Origin of the sequence: Psychrobacter sp. KH172YL61, from assembly GCF_007182895.1 — a bacterium.
Taxonomy (GTDB): Bacteria; Pseudomonadota; Gammaproteobacteria; order Pseudomonadales; family Moraxellaceae; genus Psychrobacter; species Psychrobacter pacificensis.
This window is the reverse complement of sequence record NZ_AP019516.1, coordinates 2,788,859-2,803,031: the sequence shown is the minus strand read 5'-3', so window position 1 is coordinate 2,803,031 and position 14,173 is coordinate 2,788,859. Positions and strand designations below refer to the sequence as shown.

The following is a 14,173-nucleotide window of genomic DNA, read 5'->3' as shown; positions in this document are numbered from 1 at the left end:
CTTGGTTGAACTCATTCTATAAATGGCGTGCATAACACTATAAATGAAACGTGTGGTATTTGACCTTTACTAATAACAAACACTCAATAAAAAATGATCGATAAATTAAGGAAACCATATGCAAATGAAAATCAACGATGATACTTATGATGTAATCACGAGCAAAGACATTACCAATATTGAAAAAGCAGTCGATAAGTCTGCCTTGTCCATGCCGCTAGTGGCCGTATATTGCGGTTCACGCTTGGGCAACAATGATGTGTATGAGCAGGCAGCACGCGAGCTTGGCAGTGCGTTGGCAGATAATGGTATGGGACTGGTATATGGCGGTGCTAGCATTGGTCTCATGGGCGCGGTCGCAGATGAGGTCATCAAAGGCGGTGCTGAGGCGGTAGGCGTCATTCCAACCTTTATGCTCAAGCACGAAATCGCTCATGAGCAGCTGACTCGCTTGCATTTGACCGATACCATGCACACGCGTAAGACCGTTATGGCAGAGTATGCTGATGCCTTTATTACCTTGCCGGGCGGACTGGGCACACTAGAAGAAATTATGGAAATCGCCACATGGCGTCAGCTGTATCAACATGAAAAGCCAATGATTATTCTCAATATCAATGGTTTTTATGACCGTATGATTGAGCATCTAAAATATACCACCGAGCAAGGGTTTATGAAGCAGCAAGATTTAGATCGTTTGGTGGTGTGCAATACGATTGGCGAGGCAATCGAGATGCTACAGACCGTCGTGACTATCAATGATCATGTAGATACAGAAAAAATGGCTGGTAGCAACAGCTAAGCTTTATAAAATCGAGCAAAAAGCAGTCACGTAAAAAAGGAGCAGATAACCGATTATTGGTTGTCCGCTCCTTTTGTATAGTCAGTTTTATATTCATAAAGCTAACCGTAAACGCTAGAAATGACTAATACCTGCTATACACCAGCGGGTGAGAGATCATCCAGTGCTGCTTCACGAATACTGTGATTGACATCTGCCATTGCTATTGGAAATCCACGCTGCTCAGCGAGTACACGTGCAACCTTATCAACAGCCAGACCATCGTTATGTATCAAGTACGACCATTCGTGTGCGTAGCGGCTACGATTCATTGGCGTATCGTTTTGTATCAATCCCAGCGTCGTCAGCTCAGTGACTATCTGATCAGAGGCGATCAAAGTCGAAGATGCTTTGACATTTTCTGCACGAGCGTAACGTATATTAGAATACAAGCTTACGTCAGCCACTCGCAACGTATCATCTTCTCCAGGAATTTGCTGCCCACCATATAGCGCATTGCCAACAGTGCGTGCACTATTGAACGTCGGTACAAACTCAGCCACATATTCAATCGCCTGCTGGCTACGCGCTTGTAGCGGCGCTTTGTCCCAGCCATCCCTCGATATAGTGTACGTATTGCTGTGGTAGTTTAGGCTGAGCGCTGTCTGAGCTAGATGCGACCAGACCGTCATCAAATAAGGTAATGGCTTTACTCATGCCATGTATCTGAAAATACCCACCCGGATAGGGGGTTAACTGCGCCATGCCTTCGGGCGTACCTCGTTGACCATAAACAATAATCTCAGGTATCTGTCCACCTGCATCGCCCCAATGGGTGACATAAGAGGATTTAAACTCGACCATGCGCGTGACTTCAACACCGACCATGTCATCGATGACACCAGTGCGAAAACCGCAAGCATTGACCAAATAATCGACTTCGATAGAGTCAGCTTGAGAGTCGTTTGCTTGCTGATAGTCAATGCGCCATTTGGTAACATGGTGATCGGCATTGGTGCAGTTTTCACAATCCACAGGGACTACTTTTTGTACTGTGGTGTCAGTAAAGACATGGGCATGATCATATTCTTCAAGCGCCAACTGCGCAGAAGCCGCCAAGCGAAAGATATTCCAGCCATATTCTTGTACGACAATCAGTGGAAATTTTACCTTATTTAAGTCTAAGTATTTGGCAACGGGTATCATCCACTCATCAACCGTACTTGGTACTTCAACTTGCTCACGCTCAGACAACTCAAGCAACTGCTCATGGCTATAGAGTTGATAGTAGTCTTCAGGTTCGCCAAGTACTTTATTGTTGACATCCTGCTCGATAAGCTCTTGATAAGCTTCTGTCAAAATATCCAAACGCGGCAGCAAGTCTTCAGGCAGTCCTTCATCGCGTGTCGGCACCGCAAATACAGTAGGACGAACATCGATGGTATAAGGATAGAGACGTAATATATCAATACATTGTTTGAGAAGTGCCACGCAATCTTCATCAGGTATCTCGCGGTACAAGTTGCCGCCAGCATGCAAATGACACATTGGTGGGCCATCAATGAGTGATTTTTTCTTCTCAAACAAATAAGTCTCAAGCCCTAGTGTCGCAAGGCGAATGGCAATCGTTGAGCCTGCAGTACCGCCGCCCAAAATGCCGACGCGTTTAGTAGGACGTTTGATTGGCGAGTTTTGATGATCTCCATAAGACAGCACCTTAGAAGAATCATCTTGTTTGACAGAATGAGCGTGATTTTTATTAGAAGACTGAGTCATTGTCGTCATTATATCCTTAGTAGCATTTGCATCAGGCCATGCTCGGTGTAATCGTTAAATGTCTTGTAACTATTGATATGCGTGCGAAGGTCGCTAAGTTCAATATTTATTTATAAGCCACAACAGAGGGATTGTCCATTGTGTAGTAATACTTCATTTCTATAAGTTCATTTTACGAAGAACTACAGACAATATGATGACAAATACGTAAGTAGATGCATGAGTTTTGTCAACGAGGTGAGGTGGCCTTGGGCAGTTTCTAATAGGCGAGGTTGAGTGCAGCATCTGGAGAATGGGGATAAGGTCAGTTTTCTGTAGCCAAAAAAGGCTTGTGTTTAAGCATTTTGTAAAATTCAGCCACTTTTGTAAGTTTGTATATTGATGGCCATCATCGCTAAAAACTGTGTGCTATATTTATTTCGCTCAAGTGAGATCAAAGCTTTGTTTTTATCGCTTTCACATCAAAAAATAAAAACGGCTCATAAAATTTACTATTACAATTATCAAAATGACAATTATCAAAATGACAAGGAAGTTGCTATGAAAAATATCATGATGTTATCTGCACTAACTGGCGTATTAGCATTGACCGGTTGTACGACCCTAAAAAGTGTTGTTGGAAATGACATGTCAGGCACGCACGAAGTCCAAGCAACCAATAAAAACACTGCCCTGTCGCTAGCAAAATGGCGTGTTGGTTGATGCAACCAATTACATGACGCTTTATACCTATGACAAAGATTCAATGAACAAGTCAGATTGCGGCACAGCGTGTCAAGTTGTGTGGCCAATTTTCCAAGCACCAAGCAATGCTAAAGCTTCTGGCCAGTTTGCGGCGTTCAAGCGTGAAGATGGTAAGTATCAATGGGCGATGAATGGTAAACCATTATACTTCTATGCTAATGATACAAAAATGGGCGATAAAGATGGTGATGACAAATTTGACGTTTGGCATGTTATTCCAACCAAATAGTATCTTATAACGCTATTGTTGGACAAAAAAAGCAGCCTCTATAAAAGGGCTGCTTTTTTATTGTTGCTAGTAAAAGCGATTAATAGCGAATGACGTCTATTTTGACTTTTTCTCTACCAATTCGCCATCTATCTGAATAGGGACGTTGGTGGTGATGCCTTGTGAGTATGCATCCATGCCATACGCTGTACGATCGATGTTACCTGTGGCACGGAAGCCAATCACAGGCTCTTTGGTCAAAGGACTGTTATCGATTTTCTTTAGCGTTAGGTTAAGTGTTAATGGTTTGGTTTGACCAAGTAAAGTAAAGTCGCCAGTGACTTTTGCTTGTTGTGGATTGATAAAGTTAACCTGAGTGGATTTAAAGCTCATGGTAGGGTACTTCTCAACATTGAAAAACTCATCGGTTTTCAGATGCTTGTCACGGGCTTCCCAACCAGTATCAATACTGTCTGTATCTACAACAAAGTTAAATTGAGTTTGATTTGGGTTTTTTAGATCGAACTGTACAGTGCCGTCGACATCACTAAAGTGCCCCATAACCGTAGAAAATCCCATATGCTCAACAGAGAAACCGACACGAGTATGTGAATTATCTAGTTGCCACTGAGTTGGTAGAGCAGCGCTTGCCATAGTCGTGATAGCAAGTGCTGAGCTGATTAATAGTGCCTTAGTAGTGGTTTTGATGGTAGTGTTTATCATTGAATAGTCCTTATTTAGTGTTAGGGAAGTTGTGCTTACCGATGAACAAAGAGTGCGATATTTTTTGAAGAAAACTGACTAGCCATATCGCATAAATGTTCGATAGATAATAGATAAATGGCAAAGAAAAGCTAAAGCTCGTTAGCTTAACTACAGATATCTATATAATTGATTAATTAAACTAACCAAAGTATTGTATTGGGTTAACTCGTACATCTCAACACTATTTGTGTATTGGTGACAACTTATCACATATCTCTATCACAACTGCGGCTTGCGTTGGGTGACAAAAACCGTTAAAATCGCGGTTTAATTTTCCCGCTGGGGAAAGGCTAAGTGAGCAGAAGAGTGGTGCTTTGTGCTGGAATAAGCCAGTGACGCAGTTGCCATACTTATAATGTCCTTAGTGCCTCAGTTACGTATGTTTTCGTTTGCTTGAGACATCGCTCATGATGTTGACGCAAATTGCCATACATACATCGGACCTAGAGAGTTTATTATGCGTAAAGATATCCATCCTGATTACCAAGAAGTTTTGTTCCATGATACGAACGCTGACGTGTTCTTTTTGACTCGTTCAACGGCTAAGACTAAAGCGACTCGCGAATACGAAGGTAAAGAATACCCATACTACCCACTTGATATCTCAAGTGCGTCGCATCCATTCTATACTGGTGAGCAACGTAAAACCTCTACTGAAGGCCGTGTTGCAAGCTTCAACAAACGCTTTGGTGCATTTGGTGGCCGTAGCAAGAAAGCTGCTGACGCTGCTGAATAATTTATACCTATGGTGTAAATGTGTTTTGCTAAGTAATAAAAAACCGCTGATGATTCAGCGGTTTTTTTGTGTCGATAGATCAATACTTGCGTGTTTTTAGCAATCCGTCTGAGCGGTGGGTGAGTCTAACAGTTGGGTCATGTTCTCTACGATCTGCTGTGCCCAATAACCGTACATTAGGCTGCTAGGATGGAAGCCATCACTGGCGAACATCACGGCAATATCAATAGGCTGACCATTGCCATGCTCTGATATCATGCGTGCAAAGTCAGTTGCCATATAGTTGACACCGTCATGAGCAGCGCAGACTTTTTGCAATATCTCATCAAGTATTGAGGCCTTTGCCCCAACAAAATTATTGAGTGGGGAGGGAATCGCAGGCATCTGCGCCATCGGTGGTAAGCTCAAAAAAATCAACTCGCGTACGCCAAATTTACGCTGCGCAATATCAATGGTATCTTCAATTTGCTGCTGCCATTGATGCACAGAGACATTGGACGTCGTATCGTTGACCCCAACGCTCAGCAGCATCACATCGATAGGTTGGTCAGGGAGTAGGGAGGACATATAATCTGCGCAAAATATCAAAGCTAGTATGACCAGTTGTCGCTTGTAATGACCAATTGAGCTGTGCAAAGTTCGATCGAATAACGGCATTCTGTTCCAATATCGGAATCAGCTTACCAACCAGCGCTTCTTGCTGAGTCTGACTGCCAACACCTGCTGCTGCTGAGTCGCCCACGACCATCAAATTGAGCGTCTCTTGGCTTTTAGATGACAGTCCATCATCTGCTTTTGATAGCTCAACCATACCATGTCTGTCGCCGTTTGGCTCCGGCAAACGAACGGTTTCACGCTTGATTTTACGACCCTGATAAAGATATACAGGCGCAAATAATACATCTTTTGCGATAGATGTTAGTTTATTAGTATCTACCATCCTGCACGTTCCCTAATAATCGTGAGACTGTCCTCAATCAATAATTGACCATCAACATAGACATCGCGTAATAGGTTGTCTGATGGTCTACCCAATGCTTGCTCTTTTATGGTTTTGATCTGGCCATTGCCATCTTGTACCAGTGCCAATCGTCCCTTTTTTCGATCGTTTTGAGCGGCTGGTGATAGGGTCTTTATAAATATCTTTCCATGTGCCATCGATACAGATAGCGCTCGATTTCATCGCCCAGCTCATGGTGTCACGGTTGACTTGCTGCAATAGACCACCGCCCATACCAAATGTCACGTTTTCTATGCTAAAGCCTGCTTTGATTATCACGTCAATGATTTTGCTTAAGCTTTGTGAGCTAATGCCATCGCCTTGGATGATTCGCACGTAGTCAGGCAAGACTTTATAGCCTTTGCTGTTTACCGTCGTGCCAAACTTCAGCGCCAAGCGCTCTAGCGCTTCACGGACGACTTTAGTCGGCTCGCCACTGTCTGGGCGAATAACCAAAGTGCCACCCATATTTTCGACCTCATCTTTTAAGGCATCGCCCCAGATATTATCGATCGCATTCCATAGGTCGTAACTGTCTGATACCACCGAAAACGCTTTGTCTGTGCCGCCGAACTGCTCAATCATATTGTGAAAAGCAGCGGTTTCTCCATCACGTCCCCAAGCCGTCATTGTGCTGTGTTCGGCCGCTGGGATAGAGAACGCAGGCATGTCATCACCCATCTGATACCAGCGACTGGCTGCAATAAGTGCTGTCATTGAATCGGTACCAGCAAAGTTGACCAAATGCGCCAAGCTGCCAAGGGCAACCGTCTCCCTGACTCGACGCACCGCGCGCCAAAGTCATGTAAGCGAAAAGGTAGCGACTCTGTATTGTCCGCTGACTTTTCTAGCGCTTGACGGATAATCTCTTTGCAATAGCGAGAGACACTAGCGACCGTTGACGGATACCAAATCGCGCGTAATAGCGCTGTTTCGATATAACTTGGTAGCCAATAAAACTCAGGATCAGTGTTGATAACTTGGCAGACTACATTTGATGCCGGAGCGATGCTGCCCTCAGGAACGGCTTGAATACGCAGTGGCAAATAGCCGTTGTGTTTTTCAATCAAGTGCTCCCAGCCCGCACGATTAAAGGTTAAGCCATGCGCTTTAACCACTTTTTCGGCTTCGTCGATATCTTGATGCGTGATAGGGGTGCTTAGGTACTCTTTGATAAAGGCCTGCAGACCAAAGAACACCACATCATAGTCGCCTTTGCGCGCTTCAATGTAGCTGGACAGATACTCACTACCACTTGGATATTGCACCCAATGTGAGGTTTTATAGCTGTCACTATTTAAGATTAAATTATTTAAATTACTGGTGTACATCACAGAACTCCTCTGCTTTGAGCTGCCGCAGCTGCTTTGAAAGAACAGTGGCGGCGGTTAACCATTGCCGTCTATCGGCACTGGTATAAAAAGTTAAAAAATACATTGTGTAGATATCAGTGAGGGTTGATTTGACCATGACCTGATCATCCGTTTAATAACGAAAAACTACAACCCAACCATTTTGGTAATAATCGCATAATGATCTTCAAACATCATTTTGGCATCAAGCTCTGCCAATGGTAGCCAAAATGCTTTGGTCGCATCATCACCGCCTTTTACTTTTGGCAACCCCTTTTGGGTCGTTTTTTAGCTGGAAGTAAAAGGCTTGGGTAATGGTGCGTCCGCGTGCTGAACGATACGGGTCATCAAAGGTATGCTGACTGTGGCAAGAACCGCGCAATACGGGCTCAGGCACTTTCAGGCGTGTCTCTTCACGCAGCTCGCGAATACAAGCGTCAAATAGCGTCTCTTTTGGGTTTAAAAAACCACCCGGTAGTGCCCACAATCCGCGTCCTGGCATACTACGTCGCTCGACTAGTAAGATGTGCCCAGATTGTACAATCAACGCATCAGCCGTCATGAAGGTTGGTGGATAGGGGGCAGATTGCCACTGTCTTTTGTATTTATCAATAAAGTCCGCTTCTTCATGCAGTTGATGATAGTCGTCCGTTTTTTTGAATGCATCGAGGACGCTGCGCGTTGACTCAGGCGTGCGCTCAGGCGTTGGCGTAGCGCCCATCAGATAGCTGTCGCGAATAGGCGTGGCTGATAGATTATGATAATTGGGTACTGACACCGATGCCCAGTTAGGGAACAGCGATAAGTAATATGATGAGCTGTCTTTTGAGTGACCAATCAAGCCAATATCCGTTTGCAAATCACCCGTGACCGATTTCACGCCTGCTTGGACGTATTGTAGCCAGCGCGTGTCATTGTAGAGCGCATCGTCTAGACCGACGCAATGGATACGAGCGGCGTCTTCTGCTGAGTAAGCGCCCTTGATCATTGCAGCGCGTTCAGCGACGCTAAATGGATTACGTAAGCTGCGTGGTAGATTGGCCGAACCAATCAGCATAATCACTTCATCAGAGCGTTTGAGCGCTTCGTCAATGACTGCCTTGTGCCCACAATGAAACGGCTGGAAACGCCCGATAAAAACCAAATAACGGTAGTGTGTACTGTTTTTTTGCTCGGGGTTTTGCTTATCTGAAGCTTGCTCTGATAATTCACTCATAGACGCCAATTTCCTACAATTTATTTTTTACTGATAAAAAATTAATGACGCTAATACTGACACAGCCTGTGACTTTCTGACAAGTAGAAAGATGTTTTGTCAAAGGCGACACTTAGTTTTTATTCAGATATATAAGGGTATTGCCTATGATTAACAGCGCTATAAACAAAACAATGGTAACTATGTAAAGTAGACCTCTTGCAAAAGTCATAATTTAAGCTCGGAATTAATGATACCAGCAAACAGCTTCATTCTAAGATCATAGCGCTGACGACGGTTGCGATATTTATGAGCCACGATTTTAAACAACTTGATTAAGCCTATTTTGTGCTCAACCACAATACGGAACTTTGCCAGATAGTGATTGGCCTGTTTGCATATCTCCAATAACTGACCACCACGAGGTTTCTTAAATGGTGTGAAAGTTTGGTTATGTAGCTTTGCTAACCCTTGATAACCACTGTCTGCTAGATAGTTAGTGTTCTCAGGTAACCAATCAGGACAAGTATCTTTATACAGCTTAAAATCGTGGATTGACCCTTTACAGGTTTGCACATCAAGTATCAAACCGGTTTGCCAATGAACGATAACCTGCGCTTTTAAGGTGTGTTGTTTTTTCTTACCGCTGTAGTAGTCTCTTTGGTTTTTTTGGACGCTCAATTGGGGTTTCGGTGGCATCGACAATGACGACGCTCCAATTGATGTCCTCATCGACACGACTAGGCAGCTTTTTAGGCAATTCAAACTTGCCAGAGTCAATCAGTGTGTCTTCTACTTTACGAATGATACGGCTAGCAGAAGACTCATGAATACCAAAGTCCATACTGATATGATAAAGCGTGCGGTATTCACGCCAATAAGTCAGGGCTAGTAGTATCTGCTCCTTAAGACTGAGCACACTTGGTCTGCCTGATTTGGTCTTAGATGCTTCATGCTCTTGCATGGCCTCAAGCATGTCATAAAAGGTGGCTTTATGAATGCCAGTGTAGCGTTTAAAACCAGCGTCACTTTGTTTGAGTAGCTTATCTATGTTTGGCATGGTTCTTAGACAACGATGAATGTTCTTCTTATTTTAATTCCCTCTGCTACTTTTGCAAGAGGTCTAGTATAAAATAGTACTTAAACGCATTTATTTCTTTAGGATTTAAATCATTTTTATAATCTGCGTAAAAGGTTATATGGTATGAGGGATTGTAAAACAGGATGAGTAGATAAGGTGCTTTGTCGTAACGTTTCATTATTTTTTTGGTTAAGGTGAAGTAATAATTACTAGCGATTATCATAGTGATTATTAGAATAACAAAGATGCTCAATATTAACGTTGCCATTGTATATTCCATTTATAAATATCTACTTTTGTTTATTTATTATTTATGAATAGAACTTTCAGTAACAACAGTCTTATACAGAAAAGCTATTGCTAAATTTCTTACGAAAATCCTAATCATCACAATCCGTTATTGTAAATCTAGTGTCATTAATGAAAACAGCTAGTGTTTTCATTTGTGTTTAATCCGATTAGTGATAGAACGTATACGGTTTGATAAGTGCATGGCGTTAATTAGCATAAATCTCTTATGATTTTAAAGCTACCTAGGATACTTGATAAATAATGCAGCTGTCTTTATATAGAGGGTAGCTTATCAGTCATTATATAAACAATGCCTAATCTACTGACTTGTAGTGCCATTGAAAAACCAATGACAACCATTTGCAGCGGTCACGGTTCAATTCACAGTAGCGCGGTCGGAATTACTCCTTGATTCAGGTATAATGGCCATTATAGACGGATTAAATTTTATGACTATTGCTGCCAGTGCATTACAATAATAAACCTCAAGCACTGATGGCTTGCAAACTGATATAAGCCATAAAAATTTTGAAAAATTCAAATTCACGACACGGTCGCCATAATAGATATTGCGCTTGTGTCATAACGCATAGGAAACATTATGAGTGAGCAAAATCAAGCCGCTGACTATGAGTCAGCATTAGATACTGAGCAAGTTGAAGCAAAAAGCAATATCACCATCACTGAGTCTGCTCAAGGCTATTTGGCAGACTTGTTAGCCAAGCAAGACACTGATGGTATCGGTGTGCGTATCTTCGTTGAGCATCCTGGTACGCCGCGCGCAGAGTGCTGCATGGCTTACAACCAACCAGGCGAAGAAGACAGCGCTGATTTGTGCTTGACCTATGATGATTTTTCAGCCTTTATCGAAGCGGCCTCGGTGCCTTATTTGGAAGATGCGGTCATCGATTACAATAAAGATCGTTTTGGTGGTCAGCTGACCTTCCGCGCGCCAAACTCTAAAGTACCGAAAGTAGGTGCTGATGCCAGTGTCGAAGAGCGTATTAACTATGTCTTGCAGTCAGAGATTAACCCTGGCTTGGCAGCGCATGGCGGTGACGTACAGTTGCTTGAATTGATTGAAGAAGAAGGTATTGGCCTGACCGCGGTCTTGAAGTTTGGCGGTGGTTGCCAAGGCTGTTCAGCTGTTGATATGACACTGCGTCAAGGCGTTGAAGTACAGCTTAAGCAGCAAATACCAGAACTGACGCAAGTGGTTGATGATACCGACCATACGCGCACAGAAAATGCTTATTATAAATAAATGCAAAAAACCAATAAAAGCAGCATAGCGGTTATAAAAACGCTTATGCATGTTTGTCATTAAACAATTAGTATTTTGCTATTCTTTTAATAAAGAAGCTGAGTTATGATGAACTCAGCTTTTTTTATTGCTATGATTTAGCAGACAGCTTTTTAAAATAGTTTTTAAACGCGAACTCTTGAATCAGTAAATCTTGATCAATACATTTGATCCATACAAAGGAATGTACGATGAGTGATGAACAAGCAGCCCAAGAACTAAAGAACAACCAGCGTCTTGAGACCTTGGCGATTCATGCTGGCTATAGCGTGGAGCCGACCACCAAATCTGTCGCCGTACCTATCTACCATACCAGCTCCTATGCGTTTGATAACACTCAGCATGGTGCTGATCTGTTTGATCTAAAGGTCGCGGGCAATATCTATACGCGTATTATGAATCCGACCAATGCGGTGCTAGAAGAGCGCGTTGCTGCGCTTGAAGGTGGTATCGGTGCGCTTGCGGTCGCCTCTGGTATGGCTGCTATCACTTATGTGATCCAGACCATTTGTGAAGCAGGTGACAATATCGTCGCCGTATCGACGCTATATGGCGGGACTTACAATTTGTTTGCGCATGCATTGCCGCGTCAAGGTATCGAGGTGCGCTTTTTGACCACAAAAATCCAGAAGCCATTCGTGATTTAATCGATGATAAGACGAAAATGGTCTTTGCCGAGAGTATCGGTAACCCACTAGGTAATATCGTAGATATTCAGGCGCTCAGTGATATTGCTCACGAGTACGGTGTGCCTGTCGTGATTGACAATACCGTTGCGACCCCTGCGCTATGCCGTCCGTTTGAGTTTGGTGCGGACATTGTGGTGCATTCATTGACTAAGTATATGAGCGGTACGGGGACGTCGATTGGTGGTGCGATTATCGATAGTGGTACGTTTGCGTGGGGCGATTATCCTGAGCGTTTCCCATTACTGAACACACCAGATGCCAGTTATCATGGGGTGAATTTTGTCAAAGACGTGGGCGCGCCTGCCTTTATCGCGCGTGCTCGTGTCGCACCGCTACGCAATACGGGCGCGGCGCTTAGTCCGCTTAATGCGTTTAGTATCTTGCAAGGGATGCAGACGCTGAGCCTACGGATGGAGCGTCATGTACAGAACGCACAAGCGGTTGCAGAATACTTACGTGACCATGACAAGGTCGCTTGGGTAAAATATGCTGGCCTGTCTGACCATCCTGAGCATGAGCTTGCCAAAAATATATGAAAGGCACACCTTCTGCTATTTTGACCTTTGGCGTAAAAGGCGGTTTGGAAGCAGGGTCGCGCTTTATCGATGCGCTACAGCTGATTACGCGCTTGGTGAATATCGGTGATGCCAAGTCATTGGCCTGTCATCCTGCCTCGACGACGCATCGCCAGTTAAATGGGCAGGAGCTTGAGCAAGCTGGCGTTAGTGAAGATATGGTACGTTTGTCTATTGGTATCGAGCATATTGAAGACATCAAAGCCGATCTTGCGCAAGCATTAGCTACTGCTTAGGGCGTGTTGAACACTCGACCATGGCACTGACAGCGACTATTTTTAGGCGACTCGATGTTAAAAATAATAAGCTTAGTCATTCTAAGCGCTTATTTTTAACGATGAAGCGGCAAAAAGAGTCCTGTCCCCTGCTTTTATCGTTGGGGCTGATGCTAAAATTGCCCCATACTGCGTTACAAATCTCGCTAAGGCATCTGCATTATCGTCGCTTTGTGCCTTGTCTGGAACAATTTTAGCGATCAGCAGTGCCTATTTGCGAATGTTCAACACGCCCTAATATAAAAGCGTGCTCATTTAGGAAAATTATTTGAGTGATTATAATCTATAAACAAAAAAGCCCATATCGACTTGATATGGACTTTTTATTTGCGTTAAATATACATATTCAGCATTTAAGCAGATAGGACACGCTGAGCGATATCTCGGTAATCCTGCGAGGCAAGACGTGGTCCAAACTGCTGGATGACTTGTGACGATATTTCGCTAGCAAGACGTCCACACTCTGGCAAGCTATAATGCTGTGATAGCGCATACAAGAAGGCACCCGCGTAGTTATCACCTGCGCCATTGGTATCGATGACACTCGTTACTGCTGGCGTTGCTACGTCGTAAACTTCAATCTCCGATTCGTCATCAGGCTTGTGGGCAATGACCGCACCGTTGGCACCATCAGTGACGACCGCTGTTTGGCAATGTTCAAGCAAAGCACGGGCAGCGGCTTTGACTTGTTTTTTATCGGTGAATAGCTTGGCTTCTTCGCTATTACAGAATATCACGGCAACTTTATTGCCGAGCATGTTAAGCAGGCCGTCTTTGGCAAATTTCACTACCGCAGGATCCGCAAAACTCACGGCAATTTTTGCATTATGAATACCGGCTTGTTGGCGCAGTTGCGTCATTGCTGGTTGAATGCTTTCAGACATGGCCAAATAGCCTTCTAAATATAGCCAGTCTGCTTGCGTCAACGCATCAAAATCAACATTGTCAGCTGCGATTTCGCTTGAGGTGCCAAGATAGGTCTGCATGGTACGCTCGCCATCTTCGGTGACAGCGACCACGCATGAGCCGGTCACACCGCCTTCATGGATAGATTTATCTGATGTGGCAACGCCTGCTTCGTGCAAGTCTCTGAGGTAAAATGCCCCTTGATCGTCATCACCGACGCGGCATGCATAGAACGGCTTGCCACCGAGGCTAGCAAAGGTGAACATCGTGTTGGCTGCTGAGCCACCGCCGGCTTGTTTTGATGGCTCAATCTCAGCCAACTTAAAGTAAGCCAGTAGTTGCTGCTGCTCCTCAAACTCTGCTAGTGTCATATTACCTTTGGTCAGCTCGGTCTCTTCTAGTGCCGCATCTGACAGCACATACTCGTGATCAACCAACGCATTACCTATCGCCATTACATCGTACATTGCTTACCTCTCTTCAATTAATTTATAAA

The 14,173-nt window shown here is 43.9% G+C and carries 15 protein-coding genes and 2 pseudogenes; 6 read left to right on the top strand and 11 right to left on the bottom strand.

What is annotated here, in order from left to right:
* The first annotated feature begins 118 nt into the window (after positions 1-118).
* A complete protein-coding gene (locus PKHYL_RS14900) occupies positions 119-802 on the top strand; it encodes an LOG family protein (RefSeq protein ID WP_442966084.1) in 684 nt (227 codons plus the stop codon).
* A 134-nt stretch (positions 803-936) separates the two neighbouring features.
* Here PKHYL_RS14900 and PKHYL_RS14895 read toward each other — a convergent pair whose 3' ends face one another.
* Together PKHYL_RS14895 and PKHYL_RS14890 are read right to left on the bottom strand one after the other, a co-directional pair.
* Positions 937-1,344 carry a hypothetical protein gene (locus tag PKHYL_RS14895; RefSeq protein WP_240365498.1) on the bottom strand — a complete coding sequence of 136 codons (408 nt, stop codon included), beginning with the start codon at positions 1,342-1,344 and terminating at the stop codon, positions 937-939.
* A gap of 19 nt (positions 1,345-1,363) precedes the next feature.
* Positions 1,364-2,566, bottom strand: a complete 1,203-nt coding sequence (locus PKHYL_RS14890) for a hypothetical protein (protein WP_240365497.1) — start codon at positions 2,564-2,566, stop codon at positions 1,364-1,366.
* A 531-nt stretch (positions 2,567-3,097) separates the two neighbouring features.
* Here PKHYL_RS14890 and PKHYL_RS14885 point away from each other — a divergent pair.
* A complete protein-coding gene (locus PKHYL_RS14885) occupies positions 3,098-3,259 on the top strand; it encodes a hypothetical protein (protein WP_240365496.1) in 162 nt (53 codons plus the stop codon).
* The gene (locus PKHYL_RS14880) at positions 3,249-3,530 is read left to right on the top strand and encodes a COG4315 family predicted lipoprotein (protein ID WP_240365495.1); all 282 of its coding nucleotides are present in this window, start codon (positions 3,249-3,251) and stop codon (positions 3,528-3,530) included. Before PKHYL_RS14885 ends, PKHYL_RS14880 begins: the two co-directional genes overlap by 11 nt.
* A 96-nt stretch (positions 3,531-3,626) precedes the next feature.
* Here the strand turns inward: PKHYL_RS14880 and PKHYL_RS14875 are convergent, their stop codons facing one another.
* Positions 3,627-4,232, bottom strand: coding sequence for a YceI family protein (locus tag PKHYL_RS14875; RefSeq protein WP_240365494.1), 606 nt, complete (start codon positions 4,230-4,232; stop codon positions 3,627-3,629).
* A gap of 499 nt (positions 4,233-4,731) precedes the next feature.
* On the opposite strand from PKHYL_RS14875, the gene PKHYL_RS14870 reads away from it, so the two are divergent.
* Complete coding sequence (locus PKHYL_RS14870) at positions 4,732-5,010, top strand: type B 50S ribosomal protein L31 (RefSeq protein ID WP_075107333.1); 279 nt, start codon at positions 4,732-4,734, stop codon at positions 5,008-5,010.
* Between the two features lie 96 nt (positions 5,011-5,106).
* On the opposite strand, the gene PKHYL_RS14865 is transcribed toward PKHYL_RS14870, so the two are convergent.
* The 7 genes and pseudogenes from PKHYL_RS14865 to PKHYL_RS14835 all read right to left on the bottom strand — a co-directional run bounded on the left by PKHYL_RS14865 (position 5,107) and on the right by PKHYL_RS14835 (position 9,617).
* On the bottom strand, positions 5,107-5,577 hold the full coding sequence (locus tag PKHYL_RS14865) for an SGNH/GDSL hydrolase family protein (RefSeq protein WP_240365493.1): 471 nt from the start codon (positions 5,575-5,577) through the stop codon (positions 5,107-5,109).
* The gene (locus tag PKHYL_RS14860) at positions 5,558-5,950 is read right to left on the bottom strand and encodes a hypothetical protein (RefSeq protein WP_240365492.1); all 393 of its coding nucleotides are present in this window, start codon (positions 5,948-5,950) and stop codon (positions 5,558-5,560) included. Before PKHYL_RS14860 ends, PKHYL_RS14865 begins: the two co-directional genes overlap by 20 nt.
* A gap of 87 nt (positions 5,951-6,037) precedes the next feature.
* The gene (locus PKHYL_RS19075) at positions 6,038-6,799 is read right to left on the bottom strand and encodes a hypothetical protein (RefSeq protein ID WP_240365491.1); all 762 of its coding nucleotides are present in this window, start codon (positions 6,797-6,799) and stop codon (positions 6,038-6,040) included.
* On the bottom strand, positions 6,724-7,341 hold the full coding sequence (locus PKHYL_RS19070) for a nicotinamide phosphoribosyltransferase domain-containing protein (protein ID WP_240365490.1): 618 nt from the start codon (positions 7,339-7,341) through the stop codon (positions 6,724-6,726). Before PKHYL_RS19070 ends, PKHYL_RS19075 begins: the two co-directional genes overlap by 76 nt.
* 168 nt (positions 7,342-7,509) lie before the next feature.
* Positions 7,510-8,578, bottom strand: a pseudogene (locus PKHYL_RS14845) (bifunctional nicotinamide-nucleotide adenylyltransferase/Nudix hydroxylase).
* Positions 8,579-8,785: 207 nt separating this feature from the next.
* Positions 8,786-9,238, bottom strand: coding sequence for a transposase family protein (locus PKHYL_RS14840; protein WP_240365373.1), 453 nt, complete (start codon positions 9,236-9,238; stop codon positions 8,786-8,788).
* Positions 9,198-9,617 carry a transposase family protein gene (locus PKHYL_RS14835; RefSeq protein ID WP_240365372.1) on the bottom strand — a complete coding sequence of 140 codons (420 nt, stop codon included), beginning with the start codon at positions 9,615-9,617 and terminating at the stop codon, positions 9,198-9,200. The genes PKHYL_RS14840 and PKHYL_RS14835 overlap by 41 nt, the downstream gene beginning before the upstream one ends.
* Before the next feature lie 913 nt (positions 9,618-10,530).
* On the opposite strand from PKHYL_RS14835, the gene nfuA reads away from it, so the two are divergent.
* Positions 10,531-11,193 carry a Fe-S biogenesis protein NfuA gene (nfuA, locus tag PKHYL_RS14830; RefSeq protein WP_058025134.1) on the top strand — a complete coding sequence of 221 codons (663 nt, stop codon included), beginning with the start codon at positions 10,531-10,533 and terminating at the stop codon, positions 11,191-11,193.
* A 230-nt stretch (positions 11,194-11,423) separates the two neighbouring features.
* Positions 11,424-12,732, top strand: a pseudogene (locus tag PKHYL_RS14825) (O-acetylhomoserine aminocarboxypropyltransferase/cysteine synthase family protein).
* Positions 12,733-13,124: 392 nt separating this feature from the next.
* On the opposite strand, the gene PKHYL_RS14820 reads toward PKHYL_RS14825, so the two are convergent.
* A complete protein-coding gene (locus PKHYL_RS14820) occupies positions 13,125-14,144 on the bottom strand; it encodes an adenosine kinase (protein WP_071002907.1) in 1,020 nt (339 codons plus the stop codon).
* Positions 14,145-14,173: the final 29 nt, after the last annotated feature.

What these genes read in the sequence shown, in the direction of transcription:
- PKHYL_RS14900 (WP_442966084.1), top strand. Translation starts at nt 119, where the DNA reads ATGCAAATGAAAATCAACGATGATACTTATGATGTAATCACGAGCAAA.
- PKHYL_RS14890 (WP_240365497.1), bottom strand. Translation starts at nt 2,566, where the DNA reads ATGACGACAATGACTCAGTCTTCTAATAAAAATCACGCTCATTCTGTC.
- PKHYL_RS14885 (WP_240365496.1), top strand. Translation starts at nt 3,098, where the DNA reads ATGAAAAATATCATGATGTTATCTGCACTAACTGGCGTATTAGCATTG.
- PKHYL_RS14875 (WP_240365494.1), bottom strand. Translation starts at nt 4,232, where the DNA reads ATGATAAACACTACCATCAAAACCACTACTAAGGCACTATTAATCAGC.
- PKHYL_RS14870 (WP_075107333.1), top strand. Translation starts at nt 4,732, where the DNA reads ATGCGTAAAGATATCCATCCTGATTACCAAGAAGTTTTGTTCCATGAT.
- PKHYL_RS14865 (WP_240365493.1), bottom strand. Translation starts at nt 5,577, where the DNA reads ATGTCCTCCCTACTCCCTGACCAACCTATCGATGTGATGCTGCTGAGC.
- PKHYL_RS14860 (WP_240365492.1), bottom strand. Translation starts at nt 5,950, where the DNA reads ATGGTAGATACTAATAAACTAACATCTATCGCAAAAGATGTATTATTT.
- PKHYL_RS19070 (WP_240365490.1), bottom strand. Translation starts at nt 7,341, where the DNA reads ATGTACACCAGTAATTTAAATAATTTAATCTTAAATAGTGACAGCTAT.
- PKHYL_RS14835 (WP_240365372.1), bottom strand. Translation starts at nt 9,617, where the DNA reads ATGCCAAACATAGATAAGCTACTCAAACAAAGTGACGCTGGTTTTAAA.
- nfuA (WP_058025134.1), top strand. Translation starts at nt 10,531, where the DNA reads ATGAGTGAGCAAAATCAAGCCGCTGACTATGAGTCAGCATTAGATACT.
- PKHYL_RS14820 (WP_071002907.1), bottom strand. Translation starts at nt 14,144, where the DNA reads ATGTACGATGTAATGGCGATAGGTAATGCGTTGGTTGATCACGAGTAT.